The 21,274-nt window shown below is 59.7% G+C and carries 15 protein-coding genes and 4 pseudogenes; 4 read left to right on the top strand and 15 right to left on the bottom strand.

The window, feature by feature from the left end; all coding sequences use genetic code 11:
• Window positions 1-230 (top strand): annotated as a pseudogene (locus IVA82_RS19490) (transposase); the annotation flags it as partial.
• On the opposite strand, the pseudogene IVA82_RS19485 reads toward IVA82_RS19490, so the two are convergent.
• From IVA82_RS19485 to dctP, 5 genes and pseudogenes are all read right to left on the bottom strand, one after another.
• Window positions 229-565, bottom strand: a pseudogene (locus IVA82_RS19485) (carboxymuconolactone decarboxylase family protein); the annotation flags it as partial. The pseudogenes IVA82_RS19490 and IVA82_RS19485 overlap by 2 nt on opposite strands.
• Before the next feature lie 1,040 nt (window positions 566-1,605).
• Window positions 1,606-3,549, bottom strand: a complete 1,944-nt coding sequence (locus IVA82_RS19480; RefSeq protein ID WP_247391573.1) for a glycosyltransferase — start codon at window positions 3,547-3,549, stop codon at window positions 1,606-1,608.
• A complete protein-coding gene (locus IVA82_RS19475; protein WP_247391571.1) occupies window positions 3,546-4,931 on the bottom strand; it encodes an HlyD family secretion protein in 1,386 nt (461 codons plus the stop codon). Before IVA82_RS19475 ends, IVA82_RS19480 begins: the two co-directional genes overlap by 4 nt.
• 118 nt (window positions 4,932-5,049) lie before the next feature.
• Window positions 5,050-7,008 carry a GGDEF and EAL domain-containing protein gene (locus IVA82_RS19470; protein ID WP_247391569.1) on the bottom strand — a complete coding sequence of 653 codons (1,959 nt, stop codon included), beginning with the start codon at window positions 7,006-7,008 and terminating at the stop codon, window positions 5,050-5,052.
• A gap of 90 nt (window positions 7,009-7,098) precedes the next feature.
• Window positions 7,099-8,103 carry a TRAP transporter substrate-binding protein DctP gene (gene dctP, locus IVA82_RS19465; RefSeq protein ID WP_247391567.1) on the bottom strand — a complete coding sequence of 335 codons (1,005 nt, stop codon included), beginning with the start codon at window positions 8,101-8,103 and terminating at the stop codon, window positions 7,099-7,101.
• Between the two features lie 544 nt (window positions 8,104-8,647).
• Between dctP and IVA82_RS19460 the strand changes: the two genes are divergently transcribed.
• The gene (locus IVA82_RS19460) at window positions 8,648-8,953 is read left to right on the top strand and encodes a GlsB/YeaQ/YmgE family stress response membrane protein (RefSeq protein ID WP_247391565.1); all 306 of its coding nucleotides are present in this window, start codon (window positions 8,648-8,650) and stop codon (window positions 8,951-8,953) included.
• A gap of 66 nt (window positions 8,954-9,019) precedes the next feature.
• The gene (locus tag IVA82_RS19455; RefSeq protein WP_247391563.1) at window positions 9,020-9,400 is read left to right on the top strand and encodes a hypothetical protein; all 381 of its coding nucleotides are present in this window, start codon (window positions 9,020-9,022) and stop codon (window positions 9,398-9,400) included.
• On the opposite strand, the pseudogene IVA82_RS19450 reads toward IVA82_RS19455, so the two are convergent.
• The 8 genes and pseudogenes from IVA82_RS19450 to IVA82_RS19420 all read right to left on the bottom strand — a co-directional run.
• Window positions 9,369-9,547, bottom strand: a pseudogene (locus IVA82_RS19450) (alpha-amylase family glycosyl hydrolase); the annotation flags it as partial. The gene IVA82_RS19455 and the pseudogene IVA82_RS19450 sit on opposite strands and share 32 nt — an antisense overlap.
• A gap of 1,286 nt (window positions 9,548-10,833) precedes the next feature.
• Window positions 10,834-10,968 carry a hypothetical protein gene (locus tag IVA82_RS48555; protein ID WP_256469674.1) on the bottom strand — a complete coding sequence of 45 codons (135 nt, stop codon included), beginning with the start codon at window positions 10,966-10,968 and terminating at the stop codon, window positions 10,834-10,836.
• Window positions 10,969-11,016: 48 nt separating this feature from the next.
• Entirely contained in the window at window positions 11,017-11,265 is a 249-nt protein-coding gene (locus IVA82_RS19445; protein ID WP_247391561.1) for a hypothetical protein, read from the bottom strand.
• A 198-nt stretch (window positions 11,266-11,463) separates the two neighbouring features.
• Entirely contained in the window at window positions 11,464-11,622 is a 159-nt protein-coding gene (locus IVA82_RS19440) for a hypothetical protein (RefSeq protein ID WP_247391559.1), read from the bottom strand.
• Between the two features lie 85 nt (window positions 11,623-11,707).
• Window positions 11,708-13,006: a glycoside hydrolase family 130 protein gene (locus tag IVA82_RS19435; protein WP_247391575.1), complete on the bottom strand. Its 1,299-nt coding sequence runs from the start codon at window positions 13,004-13,006 to the stop codon at window positions 11,708-11,710.
• Between the two features lie 33 nt (window positions 13,007-13,039).
• Window positions 13,040-15,325: a glycosyltransferase family 4 protein gene (locus tag IVA82_RS19430; protein ID WP_247391557.1), complete on the bottom strand. Its 2,286-nt coding sequence runs from the start codon at window positions 15,323-15,325 to the stop codon at window positions 13,040-13,042.
• Window positions 15,322-16,254, bottom strand: coding sequence for a class I mannose-6-phosphate isomerase (locus IVA82_RS19425; protein ID WP_247391555.1), 933 nt, complete (start codon window positions 16,252-16,254; stop codon window positions 15,322-15,324). The genes IVA82_RS19430 and IVA82_RS19425 overlap by 4 nt, the downstream gene beginning before the upstream one ends.
• 183 nt (window positions 16,255-16,437) lie before the next feature.
• On the bottom strand, window positions 16,438-16,629 hold the full coding sequence (locus IVA82_RS19420) for a hypothetical protein (RefSeq protein ID WP_247391553.1): 192 nt from the start codon (window positions 16,627-16,629) through the stop codon (window positions 16,438-16,440).
• Window positions 16,630-17,588: 959 nt separating this feature from the next.
• On the opposite strand from IVA82_RS19420, the gene IVA82_RS19415 reads away from it, so the two are divergent.
• The gene (locus tag IVA82_RS19415) at window positions 17,589-17,984 is read left to right on the top strand and encodes a hypothetical protein (RefSeq protein WP_247391551.1); all 396 of its coding nucleotides are present in this window, start codon (window positions 17,589-17,591) and stop codon (window positions 17,982-17,984) included.
• Between the two features lie 1,128 nt (window positions 17,985-19,112).
• Here the strand turns inward: IVA82_RS19415 and IVA82_RS19410 are convergent.
• A pseudogene (locus IVA82_RS19410) lies at window positions 19,113-19,409 on the bottom strand (hypothetical protein); the annotation flags it as partial.
• A gap of 77 nt (window positions 19,410-19,486) precedes the next feature.
• Window positions 19,487-21,130 (bottom strand): chaperonin GroEL, encoded by a 1,644-nt coding sequence (gene groL / locus IVA82_RS19405; RefSeq protein WP_247391545.1) that lies wholly within the window; start codon window positions 21,128-21,130, stop codon window positions 19,487-19,489.
• Between the last annotated feature and the right edge of the window lie 144 nt (window positions 21,131-21,274).

Raw genomic sequence — 21,274 nt, 5'->3', positions numbered from 1 at the left:
CGATCCCGACCGCATCCGGTTCTCTCCGTCGATCCTGCCGCCCTACATGCGCCGGTCTAAGTCGATCGAGACGCTGCTGCCGATCCTTTACCTGAAGGGGATTTCGACTGGCGACTTCTCGGAGGCGCTGGCTGCGCTGCTCGGCAAGGATGCTGCCGGGTTGTCGGCCTCGCGGTCGCCTAAAGGATGGCTGGCGCGACGAGCACACCGCGTGGCAGAAGCGCGATCTGCGGGGATTCCGCAGTAGACGGTTGCATGGAGAAGTGCCTCCTTGATCTCATCGACCGTCACCCCGTTATTGATCGCCCCCTGACATGGAGCTTGATCTCCGCGGCGCGGTTGAGGGCTGTTAACATTGCAAGATTCAACAGGCTGCGCGTCCGGCGATCGAGGCCGGACCTGCCCCAGGCGTAGCCCCAGCACCACTCCGTCGTAATCCGCTGGAACGCCATGGTGAAATCGTTGGCATTAGCCAGCGATTTATCAACTATTCGGCCCCGAGCACCTCCCTCCTGAGCTTCAATCCCTCGTTGAAAATGCCTTCGAGCGCTTCATTCGTTGCCATCATTGACACCGCGGCTACATCTCGCCCTACTTCCCCGATTTATTCCTGCATTGCCTGACTTGGAGTAGCGCCCATCCATGGGAACGATCTGACGATTGCGTATTCGAAAAATGAGTCGAATCGCGAAAGCGCGTGTTTGCGATAACCAACGCTAGTTCGGGAGGTGATCAATATTGGTCAGCGGCCGCAGCATTCATAGTTTCACGATGGTGCATCACCGCTCCCAGTGGCATCCACCGGTGACTCCCGCCCTGATCAAGGCTAGCTCCATGACCATCCAGCGACCGATGTGTCTCAAATGCCAGATGAGCATGATGCTGGCGCGCATTACGCCCGGTCCCGCCGGCTTTTGCATTCATACCTTCGAATGTCCCGCTTGTGATCTCATCCACCAGCTCCTCGACGAGGCAGTCGACCCGATGAAATGCGCAAATACTTTAGCTTGGTTTCGGGGCGAGCTGCGGGCGCCGATATAGCACGCGCGCAACCGAAGCGATCAAGCGCTGAAAGCATCGATGTGGGCATTGCGGCGACGAAGCCGAGTGCGACGCCTGGCTTCGCAACGGCCGTGACCTGCTCAGCTCCAACGAACATCTGGCTCAGCGCCTCTTTCCGCGAACTCAGCGCCGCCCTTCGACATATCGAAGGATGGTCTCCGAAAGGCGCACGACCAGCTCTTTGAGCTCTATATTCTCTTTTTCGAGAGAGCGAAGGGCGCCAATCATTCCTGTCGTCGTCCGGATTCTGGGGCCAAAAGGTGGGCGGCTTTCCCTCGGCGATCATTCCTTCCTCCCAACAGCCCTACCCCCAGGATGCATACACTTAGAGACACCGATTCGCTGGTCGATATTGCTCAGTTTCAACGGCGAGCGCTTGGTTATCAAGTGGCCCTGATCTGCCGCGACGCTCTCCGTTGGGGCTTGCTCTTGCCGCCAATCAGCGTGACATCATGGTGGGAGAGCCATGCCGCCCAACCCGCTCCGCACAGCCGCCCGAGCCGAGGCCAAGCCTTGAGCCAACCATATCGCCGGCAGACGTAGTCACCCGAAAATCCGCATCATGATTGCTTTGCCGAGGGGGACGGCGCGTATTCCGGTGAATGCGGTGACGTAGTCACCGGAATAGAAGGCTCGAATGAGATCAACGCGCGTGTTGAGGGTCTCATCGAACCGGATCGCAAATCCATCCCGAGTGCGCCGCACGACCAGAGCCGCGACAGTTCTCTCCCGAAGAGTGCAATGAACGGCAATGCCAACAGGTGGGGGATTGTTGCTCACGAAGCGGGCACCCGTGATCGACATATCGGCCAAACGGTAGATGCCGGACCGCCCACCGATATTGAAAAGAACCGGCTCAGTTCGCTCGAACCGCTCGGCCTTTCGCCGCCGCGGCTGCTCGATGGACACCAAGCAGACGATCGTCAGGATGACCGCATTGTATAAACTCCAGGCCAGCGCCAGGCCGCCATAGGCGATAATGTCACCTTGCGCATGAAGCACGAAGGCATAGACAATTCCGGCGAGCGTAATCGCCAACGCGGAGCCGTAGACCCCGAGCAGCGGCCATTCGATGAAACCCTGATCGCGATCCCCGCCCTTTGCGGTGACCTCGAATTTGTGCCCCAGCGGCTTGAGCAGTCCCGTCGCGACCGCTTTGAGAACCGCCGGCAGAGCAATGTATTGAGCGACGTCGGACATCACCGCCATTGACCGTCCACGGGAAATCCAGGCCATGGTGAGCGAATACCAGATATAAAACGGCAGGAAATATCCGAGTAGTACGGAAAGATCCGCCTGAACGGCTTTGATGCCGAACAGAAGATAAAGGCTCGGAACGACAAGACCGAATACCTTGACGACATAGGTCGAGGTCCAACTCATGAATGCTTCGAAGAGGGACAGCCTGTCGACAACATCCAGCCGCGATCTTCGGGAAAAGGGGCCGCTGCGCCCCCGAACGATCTGCATGAAGCCAAGACACCATCGGCTGCGCTGAGTGATGTACTCCTTGAGTCCCTCGGGGGCCAACCCCAAGGTCAGACGCTCGTTCAGGTACACCGTGCGCGCGCCAATTTCCTTCAGCCGCAGCGTCAGTAGATAATCCTCCGTCACGGAATCGGTCGGAAAGCCGCCAATTTTTACAAGTGACGAGTGTCTGATGACCGACGACGTGCCGCAACAGAAAGCCACGCCCCACGCGTCCTTCGCGGGCATCAGAACATCGAAGAAGAAGCGCTGCTCGTCCGGCCAAACCTTATTCGCAGCCAGGTTGGTTTGGATCGGATCCGCATTGATGAAATGCTGAGGCGTTTGCACCACGCCTACGCCAGGATCGCGGAACAGGCACATCGCGCGAGCGAGAAATGTGGGCATGGGAACGAAATCGGCGTCGAGGATCGAAATGAAGTCGGGGGGATCGGCGAGCCCTGTCACATGCCGAAGAGCGTGGTTGATGTTGCCGGCCTTGGCGTCCTTGTTGTCGGGCCGTGCCAGATAGCGGCAGCCGAGCTCGCCTGCAAGCCTTTCGAGCCAGCGGCGCCGCCCGTCGTCCAGCACCCAAACTCGATAGTTAGGATAGTTCATTCCAGTTGCGCCGACGATCGTGCGCTCAAGAATCGAAACTTCCTCGTTGTAGGTGCAAATAAACACGTCGATCAGGGGAGAGTCCTGTCCGGCAAGCCACCGTCTGTTGGCTTCGACTTGCGGGGTTCGATCGGTCGTGCGGCTTAGAAACAGCAGCGACAGTGCACTCGCCGCGAGTGATGCAGCCTCGACGACGAGGAACAAGGCTCCCACGACGAAATCGGCGGTCCAACCGACGGGCGGGACCGTGGATGTAATGCGCCATCCAAAATAGCGGGCCATGAGCAGCAATACGATTGCGATCATCAGCGAACGCGCCGCAGAGTTCCCAAGCCGGAGCCAGGGCAGGATCGCAAGGCAGAACCCGAGCGCAATAAGGCCCGGTGTCAGCGCGGGGATCATGGCTTTCTCGCACTATCTGTGGAGAAGATCACGCGTCCGGTTCGTCCGACCGGACAATCGTTGGAGCCGTCGTTAAGGCCGGGGACCGAAATCGTGGCACGATATGGTTCCTTGCTCAGCGCATCGGGATTGATGGCGAGGTTGGCTGCGGCCCCTGCGGAGCCCATAAGATTGACAACGGTGCCGGCCAACTCGGGCCCGCCGGCGTTCGGCCGAAAATGCGCAACCGATCCCAATTGCAGCCTGTTATAGACGCTCTCCGTGACATTGGCCGTCACCACGGCACCGGAACAATCGAGCAGACGAATAAGTGGTTGACCGGCTCGCACGTCCTCTCCCGGTGCGGTCATGACCTCCCAGATCCGGCCGGCGACGGGGAACTTGATCTCAGCCTCGGAGCGGTTGATGTATTGAAATCGCTCGGACTCGATCTCGCCGGTGAGCCACGAGATTTCGGCATCAGCATGCTCTACGTCCGTGGCCAGCCCTTCGGCCCGCTGCCGCATTTCCTCCTCACGCTGCACCGAACTCGGACGATCGTTGTAGCTGTCGCCAAGAAACGTGCCTTCGCGCGCGGCGGTGAGCTCAACCTGGGTCGCATCCAGGCGGCGTCGCGCGCCGATCTCAGTCTGCTGGGCTATGGTTTGATCTCGCGTCAAGCGCCCAAGCTCGACAGAGGAAACGCTGCCCGATTTGATAAGCGACGAAGCTCTCTCCACTGCGGCCGTCGCCTCCTCGCGACGCGCCGCGGCCGCTTCGATTGAGGTCTGGATTTCCGCGATGCGCGCCTCGAGCTGACGGATGCGCCCGACCGTGAACAGCGCCGCCTGATGCGCCAGATCCTTCTGCGCCGCGCGGGCCGAAGCTATCTTCGAAACGAGGCTTGGCCTTTCGTTTTCCAGGCGAGACATTTGACTTCGTAGATCATCGAGCCGCACGCGGTCGCCGCGCGGATTGACAACACGAAGAATGAAAGTGCCTTCGCCGACGACGCCTAAGTCGCCTGGCAGACTGGCCCCGGTTGAAATCTTCCCGTCGATCGGCGACCTCAACGTCACGAGCCTCGAGTTGACGACGGCTTCGACGCTTGACGTCTGGAAAAGCGCTTTCAGGGGCAGCCAGCCGAATACCGCGACGATGGCGATGCCCGCGGCGGCCTTCACAAATCGGAGAAGCGTCCGGCTCGACTTGGATTGCGCCACATCCGCGACCGGAGCGCCGTCAGTTCCCGAGGTGTAGGTTTTGCCAGGACTGAGACGCGCATCCAACTCGTCCTGCAGACCGTGCGCGACGCATGTCACGTCGATCGATCCAGGGATGGGCCCAGCGGACTCTAGACCGCCGCTTTCGGGTGTCGAATTGAAACGCGTTTGATTCTGCATGATAGACCTACCGGTTAACGCGCAACCTCGGCGCGAGATGCGCCTCACCGAAGCCAAATGCGATGCTGGTGTTGCAGCAGTTAGTTGAAACACGAGAATTGTCTGCAATAGAGAACCGCTAAGAGCCGCGTTGGCCGATACAGGCACAGGGTCCGTGCAACCGTTCGGCCGATAAGTTGACAAGGCGCAGCTTGGCCGCTTGTGCAGTCGCGGCCGAGGGCGTAGGCATTGTTTTCTCAAAGTCCGCGAGAACGCTGGCGCTGAGCTCCGAGGCGGGGACCGGCCGGCCGAAGAAGAACCCCTGGACCTGATCACCATCGGCCGCGTCGAGAAAAGCGGCCTGGTGAGCGGTTTCGACGCCTTCGACCGTTACGCGCATGTTCAACTCGCGTCCGAGCGCGATGATCGCTTTCACCACCGTCCCGACCCGGCAATGGGAGCCGTCGAGGCCCTGCATGAAGGTTCGATCGATCTTGATCTTGTCGAACGGAAAGCGCCACAGATAGCTGAGGCTCGAATAGCCAGCGCCGAAATCGTCCATCACGATTGCGACGCCCATTGCCTTGAGCCTCAGGAGCTGCGCCATAATTGTTTCGGTGTTGCCGAGCAGCAGGCTTTCGGTGATCTCCAATTCAAGCCGGTGCTCCGCGAGCCCCGCGTCTTTAAGTGCGGCGGCGACGATGTCGCTGATGCTGCCCGCCACGAACTGCGCGGGCGACAGGTTCACTGCAACGGTCAGGTGCGCCGGCCACGTCGCGGCGGTGCGGCATGCCTCCCGCAACACCCACGCCCCGATCTTGTCGATAAGCCGCAAGTCCTCGGCGACCGGAATGAAGGTCAATGGCGGAATGAGCGTTCCGTCCGCCGCGGGCATCCGGATCAGCGCTTCGAAGCCGACAAGGCGGCGCTGAGATATTTCGAAGAGAGGCTGGTAATGCAACTCGAAGCGATCATTCAGTACCGCCTCGCGAATCGCTCTCTCGAGCTCGATGCGCGCTTGTAGCTCAGTATCCATCTCTGGCACGAAAAACCGGATACAGTTGCGGCCGGCTGCCTTGGCCGCGTAGAGCGCGAGGTCGGCACTCTTGAGCAACCGCTCCGGGGTGGTGTCCTCATCCATCGCCAGCGCCACGCCGATGCTAGCGGTGGTGCGTATCTCGTGCTGCTTAAACTTCACCATAGCATTTACAGCGGTGGCAAGATGGCGCGCAAACGTCTCGGCCTGAGTCCTGCCTGCGATGTCATTCTGCACGACGACGAACTCGTCCCCGCCGAGCCGGGCCACCACGTCGTCGATCCGGACCGCTGCGCGCAGACACTCGGCGATGGACTTGAGCAGAAAGTCACCGCCGTCATGACCAAGCGTGTCGTTGACCTCCTTGAAACGGTCGACGTCAATGAAGTGCACGGCAAGGCTGCCGCCCCGTATCGGCAGGTGAGCGAGGGCTCTCTCCAGTTTTTCGATCAGATGGGGACGATTGGTCAGCCCGGTCAACGCGTCATGGTGGGCGAGAAAGCGGATGCGTCGGTCCGCCTGTTTCACCTTTGTTTCACGATACCAGGCAATTGCGGGAATGGAGAAGGCGAGGCCCGACAGCAGGCAAAGGAATGCGGCCGCGGTCAGGAACGTATTGTGAAAACTCCTGCGTTGCTCCGTTTCATCCACGTAGGCCGCAACGACCGCGATCTGGCGACCGTTGGCCTGGACCGGAACATAGGCGAGCGCGAAGAATGCCGGCCGGTCGACCGAATTGCCCTTCCTGACGTCGACGATTGGTTGACCGTCAGCGACTGATCGCGCCGCATCGGGGCTGTATTCGGACAAGTCGACGAGCGCGATCTTTTCGCGGGTCGACATGAGCTGCGAATAACCATTGCGGTTGAATATCTCGTAGTGAAACACTTCGCCGGAATTTCGCGCCGACAGGAAGAACGCTATGCTCGCGGCGGAAGGCTGCTCGCCGCCGGCGATCTGCTCAAGATCGGCGACACTGGCCGCCAGGAACCTCGCCCAGCTACGAGCGGTCGACGTCGCATCTTGACGGAGAAGATGATCGGTCGTGATCTTCAGGGTCATCCCGGTGCCCAGCAACAGAATGGCAAGCGCGGCGACGATGGTAACGATGCTTCGCTGAGGCCAGATGCTGACGAGTGATGGCATCCGTGGCTACCGGCTCGATCGCATTTTTGTGAGCTCGGCCCGGACCGTTTTCAGCAGCTCGGCATTGTGCTCACTTTTCGAAGCCCAATCATCGGCAATGGCCGCGAACACGGCATTTGCTGCATCCAGGTCCGACGGCGCGGGTATGGTCACGTGACGCTTGGGATCGGACTTTAGCTCCTCCACAATGCTGCCTTCCACAGCTTCGTAGGTATCCATGAAACGTCCGGCGGACCATGCACCACTATATTTGAGGATGATCGCCTGCGCCGATTTCGGTAGCCGGTTGAATGTTTTCTGGTTCATTAAAACCATCAGCGGCGCGCCGCTGATGCCAAGAAGGTAATGATAAGTCGCAACGCGTTTGATGCCATAATCAACCAATGGAGATGGTGGCACGAGGGCACCATCGATGCTGCCGTTGCCGATGGCTTCGGAGATCTTGGTGACCTGCAGAAACACGGGCTGCACTCCGAGTTTTTCCAGCGCGGCGGCTTCGCCCGGATTGTTGACGCGAATTCTCTTGCCCTTCAAATCATTCAGCGACGCGATCGGAATCTTGCTGTGGATCGTCTCCGGTTCGGTGACGTAGGCGCCGATCACGGTGTAGTCATCGTATCCTTGCAATGCGTTGGCGGCCACGAGCCGGTTGAACACAGCCACGGACTCCCGCATGCTCGTAAACAGACCAGGCATCTCGATGACTGCATTATCTGCGAACCGGTTGCGCGTCAGTCCCGTCACGACGTAGGCGATGTCCGCCCTACCATCGAGCACGAGCTGGGGCTGCTCAGCCGGATCCTTGCCAAGCACGCCGCTGAAATAGGTTTCGATTTCGATCTGGCCTCTGGCCTCGGTGTTGACCGCGTCGACGAATGGCTTGACCGCGGCGAGATAACTCGTCGAGCGATCGGAGCTAGGGAATGCCAATTTGAGCTTGACCGGTTCGGCGGCGGACGCCGAAGTCAACACAAAAGAGATCACCGCGCATCGTGCCAGCAACTTAAGCATCGGTTTTCCGATCGTGGCGGCGGCGCGTCACACAGTTATGCGAGACGCCGATTTCCTCTGCGCTCTAGAGAACCCCCATAGATTGACGCGCTGTAGATAACTCTCATAAGTAGAAAATGGCAATAGAAAATAGCGACCCGAGCGGCGATCAAATCGCACATCACGGTTTGACGCGTGTTAACGCCAGCGAGGCAATTGTCTGAGAGGGGGGCAAATGCAACCTGGGCCCAACTTCAGCGGCTCGTGCCCGCACGGCAATGGCGCGAAACTCGAGGCTAGCCTTGTCAGTGCCGATCACGGATAAGAAAGGCGGTTCGAAATGTGACTTCAAATCGACCGCGCACGTACCTCTACCCTGCGACCAAAAGGGGTGAAGGGCCGCCCGCTACCCTGACAGGCGGACTCAATCAATTGCCACGAGGCTGACGGCGCGAGGCCATACTTGGGGCCAAAGGCGATACTGCAAGAGACTGATCAAGTTGCACAGACACCAGGCGGATCAGCTTGAGATACTGCGTTCAAACCAGGATGCCGAGGTGTCACAATGAATATGTCGAGCGAAGGCCTGCTGGTCATACTGTTTGTCGGTCTCGTTGCGGGCTGGTTGGCGGGTCAAATCGTCCAGGGGACTGGTTTTGGAATCATCGGTGACCTCATTGTCGGGATTTTGGGCGCCTTTATCGGAAGCTGGTTGTTACCTCAGCTGGGCATCAATCTCGGTACCGGAGTGATCAGCGCGAGCGGCAACGCCACCATCGGAGCGATACTGCTGCTGCTCATCGTGCGGCTGCTTCGGGGTGGCAGCGGATGGGGCGGTAGGTGGGGCGGCAATTGGGGTCGGCGATGGTAACGCATTCCCGCGGTGAGAACGCCGTAAAAGTTCAGCTTGGCGGCGAGTTAGAGAGGTTCAAGGCAGGTGGACCGTACGAGAAACGGCTTAGTAGACGAGTTGGGACTGAGCGATGTCGCGATCCCGTCTGCCCAGGTTCAGGATCCGCGCGGGCTGCGCGAGCCCGGGCTCGCCTTGGGCCGCGATCCGGTCCGCACGCCGATGCCGTGGGACGGGAGCGAGAATGCCGGCTTCACCACCGCCAAGCCGTGGCTGCCGCTCAATGCCGACTGGCCTATTCGCAACGTGGCGCGGATGGCGCAGGAGCCTCATTCAATCCTGGCGCTTTATCGCCAATTGCTGGCCGCCAGGCGCGCACATCCGGCGTTGGCCATCGGCGACTTCACGTTGCTGGACGCTATGAGCGTCGGCACGGCGGCGAGGGGTAGATGGGCGAGATCCAGATAGCGTCGACACCAAGGCTAGCTAGATAGTCCAGCCGCCGCTCGATCCCCTGAGATCGCCGATGCCGTCGGCGTTCGTATCTTGAAAGGAGCGCGGATAGATCTGGTAGATCACACCCGTCTGCCACCAGAGAGCTCCGAAAGAGGCCACCAACTGAGGCGACCTTACCGCGGCGCTTGCAGGCCGGGAGACGAAAGCCACTCATTCACATGGGAAGCGGTTACAGCTTGGCGAGCTTTTCTGATCGTGGCGTCGCGCAACGGACCCGGCGCGAGTTCGTTCGCCTCGTCCTTGAGGCGCATGACCTGCAACGTTAGATGGTCTTGTAATGGCGCTTTGGGTTGGATGCGGGGCATGGTGGCTCTCACAAAACGGGCGGGAGCACAACACCCTCAGTCACCGATGGAAGCCGAAGACAGGGCGGTGATGAAACCACTAGATTCCCTTTATTTTCAGTTGCCAACTTAAGAAACTTTAACTCCCGAACCCTTGTCCCAGACGAATTAGCACACTGCCAGTAGCCTACAACCTCGGGTCAATACCCGACGACCGGGTGCTGGCCGAAATAGGTGCCTAGGTCACCAATGCAAACAGCGCCCCCAAGCCGTATAATGCTTGATGGCGCTGTGCTGAATCCGGACAGTGCAATCCCCCGGCAGTAATATGTCTGCGGAGTCGCAATAAGGTTCAACGGCCAAATCGAGGCGGCATTACTCGTCGATCTCTCGGAGCTTCTGCTCAAGTTCCGCGATCTGATTCCTGATGCGCCTTAGAACCTCCTCGTCCGCGGTCCGGTCTGCCGACTGGCGGTACCTCACGATCTTCATTTCGATTTCAACACGCTTTGCAGCGCACGGCCGGACCATACATCGCTGCCAGTGGCGGATCGGTAGATGCGCGCGACTCCAACTCGGGTTCTGCAAGAGCTACCGGGCTCGTTCCGGCAAGGGCACCAAGAAGCGCCGCTACCCGTTTAGTCCCTTTATAGCGGGCTTGCTGCAACGCCATGGCTGGAAAGCATCAATCTTCAACAGCCGCGGCAGATACCATTTAGCTTGGCGGTGGTTCGGGCGTCTTCCGCGATGAAGGGATCTTCGTAGGGCGGCCGCGACGCGTCGCTTTCGATGGCTGCCGGCTTTGCTATTCTCGGAGGAGTCGCCGCATCGTAGCAGGCAAGTCGCCCGCTCGTGCTTTCGATCGCGCGGCATTCCGGCCCAGCGGCGAGAGCGCCTTGCGCGCAGGCGCAGAGCGTCAATACGGCGAGCATAATTTTCATCCGATTTCCTTTGCGGGTGGTATCGCCATTAGAACAGGCCGCGCCCACGAAGCAATGGCCAATCAGCGTCGCCCGAACGTGCTGCCCTGCGGGAACGCGCTTTTGCGCGCTCGCTCGAACCGTCAGTCCAGCGCATCGCTTTATGTCGAAGCTTGCGTTGCTATTTCTTCTTGCCGGACGCGAAACCCGGTTGCCATCCCGTGGCCTTTTGGCTTGGCGCCGCAGCTATTGTCTTGATCTTCTCTTTCTTGGGCTTCCTGGCTTCACGGTTACCTTTTTGCTCGCCCTTGGCCATCTCGATCTCCTTTAGGTTGATGATGACGCCGTCATTGCACGGCGAATCTCACATTGTCGCGTAGCGCGTCGCAATTCTCATCGCGCCGTCGATCTCGTCGGCCAGTTCGACTTCCCCGATCTCATGCAGACGGGAAACCATGATCGATGCCTGGGTCGCAGCCATGGAGAACGGCTCGCCCGTTTCATAGCTGAATTTAATGCGCCAGATTCCCCTGTGGTTGCGATGCGGCTCAATCAGCAACACCGGAAGATCGGGCAACCCATTCTCAAGCAGGAGTTTCGATAGCGTAGGCATCACCTCGCCCCTCCAAGCTTGCCCGACGCCCGAAAGGACATGGCGCCAAGCCTGCATTCATCTCCTGCCGTGGGATCCGGGGCGTGAACCAGGAAATTTGGTCGGCGCAACCTGAAGGCTCGCATTGTGCAACTGTGCACCCTTTGTCCCCGAATAGCCATGCATTAATTGATGCTGCGCCTCCCCTGCCGCCGCGGTTCAGCCTCTCGGCGAAATGACTTCCTCTCCACTGATGGCGCGATCCAGCGCGTCGACCAGCATCTGGATCTCGATGAACTTGTTGCGCGCCCGCTCGGCCTTATCCCGGTCAAAAGGAGCGGCCAGCACCTTCGCATGCGCGTCCCTGTCCTCGATCATACGCTCACGGGCTTTCTCAGCGTTTCAAGCCGCCCACTCATTACGCCTGACCTTTCAACGGACGGGTGGCGCCGGGCGGGGGCGGTCAACTTTTCATCGCCTGCATCAGCGCTGAAATCTTGATGGTCGCGAAATTGGAGAAAGTATCCGACACCGCGTATGGCAGAATGATGTGGTCGTTGTGCCGCATTGCCCCGCAGGTATAGACGACGTTGGGGACGTATCCCTCGCGCTCCGACGGCTCGGGCCGCAGCAACGGCTCGCGGGACCGGGCCAGCACCTTCGAGGGATCGTTCTTGTCGAGCAACGCCGCCCCGATCGAGTATTTGCGTACCGGGCCGACGCCATGCGTCAGCAGCAGCCACCCTTCATCGAGCTCGATAGGCGATCCGCAATTGCCGATCTGAACGAACTCCCAGGGAAATTCCGGCTTCAGAATGGCCTGGCCGTCGCCCCAAGTGTACAGGTCGTCTGAATAGATCAGGTACAGGTTCTCATTGTCCTGTCGCGCGATCATAGCGTATTTGCCCCCGATCTTGCGCGGGAACAGCGCCATGCCCTTGTTGCGTGCCGCAGGACCCCTCAAGGGCGCCAACCGGAACGACATGAAATCGCGGGTCTCGATCAGTTCGGAACGGATCGCCCGCCCGCTATAGGCGGTATAGGTGGCGTAGTAGGTTTTCCGGCCGCCATCCCTGAACTCGACAAAGCGGGCGTCCTCGATGCCGTTCGATTGGGATTCGGTAACCGGAAAGATGACACGTTCACTGAGCTCTTCCTCGGGCTTGAAGGTCAGTTCAACATGATCGCCGTCCGGTCCGGATACGCGACTGCAAATCCGGGGACTCGAGGCAAGCCGCGCTGTCGGATCAACGGTCAGGCTGCCGTCGGCTGCGAATGTGCCGCCCCGAAACGTCAGTGACGACACGTGCCCTTCGCCGATCGCACGGAGGCTGAGAATGAAGCGCAGGCCGCCCTTCGGCGCGTCCGATTGGTCGGGGTGCGGCACGGTGCTAGGGTTGAACAAGGCAGAGGCTTCGAACGAATACTCATTGAGAAAATAGGCCCCGATCAACTGGCGCTGGATTTTTGAAAAGCTTCCGTGCGCCGCGAAAGCCTCCTCCATTTCGTCTGCGCGGGCCTCGAACTTCTCCAGCAGGTTTCGATGCCGACCGAGGAAATTTTCAAGGACGTCCGCGAGCTGGGAGGCAACGGCTTCGGTGTCGAGGGCAAGAACCCGGTCGACGATATGATTTGCACGCGTCTTGTCGGTCGGGTTGAGATCGCGGGGTTCAGTCGCCGGCTTGAACGGGCGCACGATCACCCGCGCGGGATCGGGACGCAAATAAAGCGCCTGTCGGTTCAGGAAGATGCCCTGTGACACGGTGTCCTCGATCGCTTGAGCAGGAGGCAAGATTCAGGCGCCCATGGCGCGCAGTGCCGCGGGTTTGGTCAGGCCGGCATTGACGCGCGCAAGCTGGCGAATCTCCGCAAGCCCAAGCAGATAGCACACCACCGACTCGCCGCCGCGATTTTCATTGGCACGATCGGGGTGGAGTCCATCGCGGCAACTGCCAGTGTGCGGATCGACCAGCGCCACCGACAGGTCGTTGCTGCCGAGAAACCAGGTGAAGGCGCGGGTCGCAAGCGCTTTCCATTCGGCATCGCCATCCGCCCGCCATGCCGTAAGGCAGGCAGCGATCGTCGCCGTCGCTTCCACGGGCTGCTGATCAAATGCGCGGGGAAGTTGCCGCAATTCGCCGAAGCCGGCGGTGCCGACCGGCCGGAAATGCCCTGCCGGCGTCGTTTGTCGCGTCATCAGCCAGCGCAGAGACCTCAATCCGGCCTGCACGTATTCAGGCGTTTGCGTCGCCGCGCCTGTCATCATCAGCGCCTGCGGCAGGCGGGCGTTGTCGTAAGCCAACCCTTCCTCGAACCACACCCAGTCCGGCGTTTCGACCGACGCCAGACAGGACATCAACTTGTCGGCAAGAGACTGCCGGATCTCCTGGGCGTGGAGATCATCGGGAGCCACGGCGCAATAAGCGCCCAAACCCAGCAGGGTGAACGCCCACGCCCGCGGAGAGCGAAAGGTCTCTACAGTCGACAGAGCCTCGGCGAACAAGGCAGCCGCCCACTGGCGCCGCGACGGAGTTGCGTCGCTGCGCGCGGTTTCGCCGAGCGCCCAAAGCGTCCGGGCGTGACTGTCTTCGGACCCGCTGGCTTCGAGCCAGGTTCGATTGAAGCCCATGAAGTTGCGAAACCGCCCGGTGTCAGGATTCCATGCATGCTGCACGAAAGCGGCGAAGCGAGCCGTCAAGACTTCCGACAGGGGCTGTTCGCCTGGACTATTGAGGGCGCAGGCCAAAAGCATCGCGCGGGCGTTGTCATCAACGCAATAGCCGTGCGAGCGATCGGGCACCGAATGCACGGCGTGCTGGAACAGGCCGGTATCGTCGCACATCGACAGGAAATAGCCGATTTGCATGTCCGGCGCCGCAGGGCCGCGTGGCTCCGGAACGCCCGTGTTGGAGGGAGCAATGACCTTGAGCCAGTGACCCTGAGACGCGCTCTCGAAAACCGACATGTAGTGCTCGGCGGTGCGTTCCCACGTCATGGTTCTGCTGACCGCATAGGCACGCCGGCACATCGCCTGCCGGCGACCGTCATCGGTGAGCAATTCCGCGATCTTGCTGCCGATCGCCGTCGCATCACCGAACGGCACCAGGACGCCGCGTCCATTGGCCAACAGTTCGCGAGCATGCCAATAAGGCGTCGAAACGACGGGCTTCCCCAGTCCAAAGCTGTAGGCCAACGTTCCCGACGTCATCTGCGCCTCGTTGAGATAGGGCGTGACATAGACGTCGCACATCGAGATGAATTCGAGCAGCGTGGGCAGATCGACGAAGCGGTCGAGGAACACAACGTGGTCCTCGACGCCAAGTTCGCGGACCCGCCTCATCAGTCTGTTGCGATACGCCTCGCCCTGGTCTCGAACTAGATTCGGATGCGTTGCGCCAAGGACGACATACAACGCATCGGCGCGACGCTTCAGAATCGACGGCATGGCGTCGATCATGACTTCGATACCCTTGTTGGGGGACAGCAGGCCGAATGTCAGAATGATCGACTTTCCGTCAAATCCGAGCCTTGCCTTCGCCGCGTCGGGCGCGACAAGCGCGACGTCGGGAATGCCGTGGGCTATGACCTCGATCTTGTCGTCCGGCACCTGATAGACGCTGCGCAGCAGTTCGCGGCCCTTGTTGGCCATCACAACGACCTTCGACGAGGCATCGACGATGCGCTCCATGACCGCGCGTTGCGCGGCGGTCGGATTGGCCAGCACGGTGTGGAACGTCGTCACGACGGGCATGGTGAGACGCGACAACAGTTCGAGGACGTGGCCGCCGGCTTCGCCACCGAAAATTCCGAATTCGTGCTGCAGGCACACGGTCTCGAACCGGCCGGCATTCAGGAAGTCTGCTGCACGGATGTATTCTTCGATCTTGTCATCCTGGATCTGAAAAGCGACCGCCTTGGGATAATCATAGGTTTGACCATGATCGGTCATCGCCACGATGCAGGTCTCGAGATTCGGGCGTGATGTGGAGATCGCCTGCTGCAGGTCGGTCGTAAAGGTTGCGATCCCGCAACGGCGGGGCAGCGAATTGCCGACAACGGCGATGCGGCGGAGCGGCGTCATGCTTGTACCTCGACAGTCTCGCTTGATTTCGGCGAATCGCCGGCGGACATGCCGGCAGATTTGGTCGGTTCTCCGGCGTCCTCCAGCAGGGCGGCAACGGGATCAGGTCCCGGATAAGCCATCAGGCCGCTCATGCCGCCCGCGCCGACTTCGATGCCGGTTCGATCGCCCTCGATGAAGACGGCGTCACCGACCGATATGCTCGTCAATCCGATCCGCGCCCGGCCTTCGATCGCAAGGATCCAGGTTTCCCGATCGGCATTGAGTGCCCAGTTCGAATTCGCCGGCAGGTCGATCCGCTCAATGACGAAATGCTGGCTTCTGATCAGGGCTGTTCGAGCCGTGGTGAGGCGTCGTGGACCGGATTGGATCTGAACCGGCCCGACGTCGGAAACAGCGACGGCGCTTTCTTCATGCAGTTCGCGCTGCCTGCCATAGTCAAACAGGCGGAATGTCGTATCGTTGCGCTGCTGAATCTCGGCGAGCACGATACCGGCGCCAATGGCGTGAATCGTGCCGGCGGGGACGTAGATGATGTCGCCTTTCGCGACGGGACGCCATTGCGTGAGATCGGCAATCGAGCCGTCCCTGATTGCTGCGCGCAATGCCTGTGGCGTGAGTCGCCGCTTCAGTCCCAGCGCAACCCGCGCGCCGGGGGCTGCTGCGAGAATGTACCAGGCTTCAGTCTTGCCGTTCGGCAAGCCTATTGACCGGGCAAATTCATCGTCCGGATGAACCTGAATCGACAGGGGCTCGCTAGTGAACAGCAATTTGAGCAGCAGGGCCGGGATGGGTCCATGCTTATGCGTGCGCTGGAACCACAACTCTCCAACCGGGTCACCGGCAACGTCGATGCTGCTCCATGGATGGAGATCGCCTACTCCCCACGGTTTGCGCGCAAACTGCACGGCGGCATGCTCGATTGCCATAGATTGTCCTGACCCGAAACGCGCATATCGCAGCGATATGCCGTTGGTCGATTTGGTCGATACCGTTTATGTGATTTGGCGTGGCTAAGGCGTCGCGACGGGATGTTCGCGTTTGTCGCGATCCCGCAGGGCTAACTGATCACATGGGTACTCCGGCGTCAGATAGCAACCTTGCTGGGTCCATTAGCGTTTGGTCGCCCAGGACGGACGAACGCCCGTCCAGGCGAGAAGCGCATCCCATTCGGCCCACCGCATCCGGCGTTCCTCATCGCCGACCCTGATAAAGACAAAGGCGGCATCATCCTTGCCGGTTTTCGAATCAACGAACATTGCTGGAACGCCGTATGCGTCTCTGATGATCGCCGTATTTGCCATTCCGACTCCTGCTTTCTGTTAAGCACTCGGATTCCAGTTGCCGGCATGTCACTTGAGGCGGACTACCACTGAACAATCACGGCAGCAGCGATCAGCAGCGCAAAAAAGATCGGCAACAGCACCGGAGGCACCAGCCAATCACGAAGATCGAATTTGAGGGCATCAGACATGTGACCGCCCTTTTGGTGGAGGCGGGAGCGCAACGCTCTCAGTCACCGATAACAGCCCGGGGCGCGCGGTGATATGTTAAATATAGTGACTATCTGCCGAATAGCGAGGAGAATCGTAGTTTGTTTTGGGCTGGGCCTGACCATCATGGTGCTCACGAATGATGACGCGACGTTCACCACGTTCGCGCCAGCAATGGCCTGACTCATTGCAAACCATGCGGACGTTTTGAATATTGATCTCCGGAACGAATACTCTGAGCTTTGCACCGCAAGCCTGTGAAGACGATGGGTTTCACGCGTCGGGCAACCACCGGAACCTCTTGCCCAGACCTGTGATGAACTTGCCGCTTAATCCGTCCGCAAATGCCGACCATGACTCCGTATACGCGCGGCGCGCAGCGATTTTTTGGCATTTCTTTCCCAACTTAAGGGGCGGACCGCCGAGATAGCTCTCTGTCCTGGCCGATAGTCCGACGCGGTCATGTGCTTCGTCGGGACCAAGCCGCTGATAGCTGCAATCGCGGCCTGAGACCGCTCTCCAGAGACGATGGCGCTGCGACCTTCTGACTGGAGACCAAGAACGTGCTGTACAGCATCAGGACAACAGTCTACCGTTCAGCTACGGGTGGCCGTTGCTCACCTTGAAGCTGTTTTCATGAAGCGGCGACGTCCGACGTCGCTGCTCGTCGTCGTAGCGGCAGCTAGAGTGCCATCGGAAGGCGCAATCTCTTAGGCTAAATGCTTTTCCAAGCGCGGACGCAAGCGGCGTCTGCGGCTGCGAACGCGCTTGTGTGCGCAATAAAGGAGATCATCATGAGAATACCCGCAATTTTGCAGGGTGAGGCCCGGACCCGCTTCCTCCAAGGTATCGCTTTCGGCGCTGTTGCAGCGATGGCGATCGGATTTATCTGGGGCGGCTGGGTCACCGAAGGCACTGCCAGAACTATGAGCGCAATGGCAGAAAGCAGCGGTCGGATGTCTGTTCTGGTCCCGATGTGCGTCGCACAGTTCACGGCGGCTGACGGCGCCGTCGCCAAGTTCAAGGCGGCGAGCTCATATTCAAAGGACAACGTCATCGGCGAATTCGTAAAGACCGTTGCCTCCACGAGTATGGACTATTCATTCGCCAGGGCGTGCGCAGTCGGCGTAGAAGCTGAACTCTCAAAGACGGCCGCAAAGAGCTGAGCGGTTAGTTCGCCAAGATAGGTCACAGGTCCGGACGGCCTTCCTACCTTGTATATGGCTTGTTGGCCGTCATCCTATTCGGCGGTTATGTGCTGCTCAATGACTTTCAAAACGACAACTCCGCAACCATGGCCACGACCCTGACACTCAATCGCTAACGCCTCGCGCGCTTTTTCATTGGGAACCACACGGGCACGTCCACGCCGGCAAGTGGATCCGCTGCCTCTTTTGTCTCGATGGGTACGCTGGTCGCGACGGAATTGGAGTGCAGAACCCTTGTGCCTTAGTCGTTCGATTCATGGTATAGATCAGTCGCCAATGACGGCGCCTGCTCGGCGCTCATCGAGAGCGGCTGGTCAGCGTCATAGCAGAACTTGATGCGCCAAATCCCGCCGCGACTTCGATGAGGCTCGATGAGCACCACTGGAAGATCGGGCAACCCGTTCTGGAGCAGCACCAACGATAGACTGGTCATCAAAACCGTCGGCCGGGCCGATCGGATATCTTCGGCGCCAAGTCTGACTCAACTAGGCTCGTGCGCCCCTCGTGCAGATGCATCGAGTTGCTCCCAACACGGCTTAATTTGATATTGGCGCCGAACTTTGATTTCGTGGCAATGCATAGTGGAGCGTCAGCAAGCTTGCCTTGCTGTCATCGAAAACCAGACGATCCGTCTTTGCCATTTCGGCGCGCATCGCGTTGCAGCAGAAGATCATCCATGGATCAAAAACGGGGAGCATACTGACGGACCTGTAGAGCTCTCCACACTCGATGGTTAGGTCTTGCCGACCTTGTGCGCCCGCCAATTCGAGCCCGGGACTTAATCTCTTGCCGGAACTGATCTGTTGAAACCATGCCACATCCGATTAGCCGAAATCCTTTCCGAAAAGGGATCGGCTGGCCAGGGTTACGTATAAGAAAACGTCCTCGTCGATTCGGACGTCAGGGCTTCAAACCATAGAGAAACGCCAGCTTAAATATATATAGCTAATGGAGCAAATTAACCGCTTGAGCGATGTCAGTGCAATATTGTGACTGCTTGCCCATCTATAAAGATTTAACAAGAACGTCGCGACAAGAGCCGTTCCCTGCTCCGTCACACCGGCGCTATTGGGCACCTAGCGTAAGTCAGAGTTCGACACTGTCGAGGCTGCTGAAACATCGGGTCGGGAGCTGAAGTCGGCTTATCCGATGCTCCACATCCAAATCTACGGCGCCGCCAATAAGGTCCGTACTTTGTTGAGCTAGGCGAGCCTGACTATCGCGTCGCCAAGGGGTCGCAGCTCGCTCGCCGCGATCCCACGCAGCATGCTTCTTCATGGTCCAGTCCGGATTGTCACGCCATTCCTGAAAATCGGCGAAGTGCTGCACGTCGCCGCTCGATCCCTCGAGAGCGGTCACCTCTATGCAGCTATCGTCGTCGAGATGGACGTGTAGCTAATGCAGAAAGGCCGGGCATCGCTGCCGGGCCTTCCTTATTGTTGTGCTCTGAATGGTTGGACTTAGAAGTCCATACCACCCATGCCGCCGCCACCCGGAGGCATGCCGCCGGTACCGGCGTTCTTCTTCGGCACTTCAGCCACCATGGCTTCGGTGGTGATCAGGAGCGCCGCGACGGACGCCGCGTTCTGGATCGCCACACGAACCACCTTGGTCGGATCGATGATGCCCTTGGAGATCAGGTTGCCGTACTCGCCGGTCTGCGAGTCGAAACCATAGGAGTACTGGTCCTTTTCCAGGATCTTGCCGACGATGACGGAACCGTCTTCACCGGCGTTGATCGCGATCTGGCGGGCCGGGTAGGACAACGCCTTGCGCACGATCTCAACGCCGGTCTTCTGGTCGTCGTTCTTGGTGCGCAGCCCCTTGAGGTGCTCGGCGGCACGCAGCAGCGCGACGCCGCCGCCTGGCACAATGCCTTCTTCGACCGCCGCGCGGGTCGCATGCATCGCGTCATCGACGCGGTCCTTGCGCTCCTTCACCTCGACCTCGGTCGCGCCGCCGACGCGGATCACCGCGACGCCCCCTGCGAGCTTGGCGAGACGCTCCTGGAGCTTCTCACGGTCGTAGTCCGAAGTGGTCTCGTCAATCTGCGCCTTGATCTGCGATACGCGCGCCTCGATGTCGGCCTTCTTGCCGGCACCGCTGACGATCGTGGTGTTTTCCTTGTCGATCATCACCTTCTTGGCGCGACCGAGCATGTTGAGCGTGACGTTCTCGAGCTTGATGCCGAGATCTTCCGAGATCGCCTGACCGCCGGTCAGCACGGCGATGTCCTGCAGCATGGCCTTGCGGCGATCACCGAAGCCCGGCGCCTTGACGGCCGCGACCTTCAGACCACCGCGCAGGCGATTCACCACCAGCGTTGCCAAGGCCTCGCCTTCGACGTCTTCGGCGATAATGACGAGGGGCTTGCCGCTCTGCACCACGGCTTCGAGCAAGGGAAGCAATTCATTCAACTGAGATAGCTTCTTCTCGTTGATCAGGACGTAGGCATCTTCCATTTCAACGCGCATCTTGTCGGCGTTGGTGACGAAGTAGGGTGAGATGTAGCCGCGGTCGAACTGCATGCCCTCGACGACTTCGAGTTCGGTCTCGAGCGACTTGGCTTCCTCCGCCGTGATGACACCTTCGTTGCCGACCTTCTTCATGGCGTCGGCGATGAACTTGCCGATTTCGGCGTCGCCATTCGCGGAGATAGTGCCGACCTGGGCGATCTCGTCGTTCGAGGTAACCTTCTTGGAATTCTTCTGAAGGTCCGCAACCACAGCTTCGACCGCGAGGTCGATGCCGCGCTTGAGGTCCATCGGGTTCATGCCGGCGGCAACCGATTTGGCGCCTTCACGAACGATCGCGGCCGCCAGAACAGTCGCGGTCGTGGTGCCGTCGCCGGCCGCGTCAGCGGACTTGGAGGCGACTTCGCGCACCATCTGCGCACCCATGTTCTCGAACTTGTCCTCGAGCTCGATCTCCTTGGCGACGGTGACGCCGTCTTTGGTGATGCGGGGCGCGCCGAACGACTTATCGAGCACGACATTGCGGCCCTTCGGGCCGAGCGTGACCTTCACCGCGTTGTGGAGAATGTCGACGCCGCGCAGCATGCGATCGCGAGCGTCGACTCCGAATTTAACTTCTTTGGCTGACATAATGATCTCCTTTTTAGACTGGTCACACCCCAAGGGCCGCATCAATAGGCGGGCTCTTGAGGGATGAGATTCGAATTGCGGGCCTTCTTCGAGAACCCGGTTGCGCCGAGTCCCCAGGATAAGGAAAATTGGCTGGCGCTTACG

Origin of the sequence: Bradyrhizobium sp. 142 (assembly GCF_023074015.1) — a bacterium.
Classification (GTDB): Bacteria; Pseudomonadota; Alphaproteobacteria; order Rhizobiales; family Xanthobacteraceae; genus Bradyrhizobium.
The sequence above is the reverse complement of the archived record's forward strand: the minus strand, read 5'-3'. Positions and strand labels throughout refer to the sequence as shown.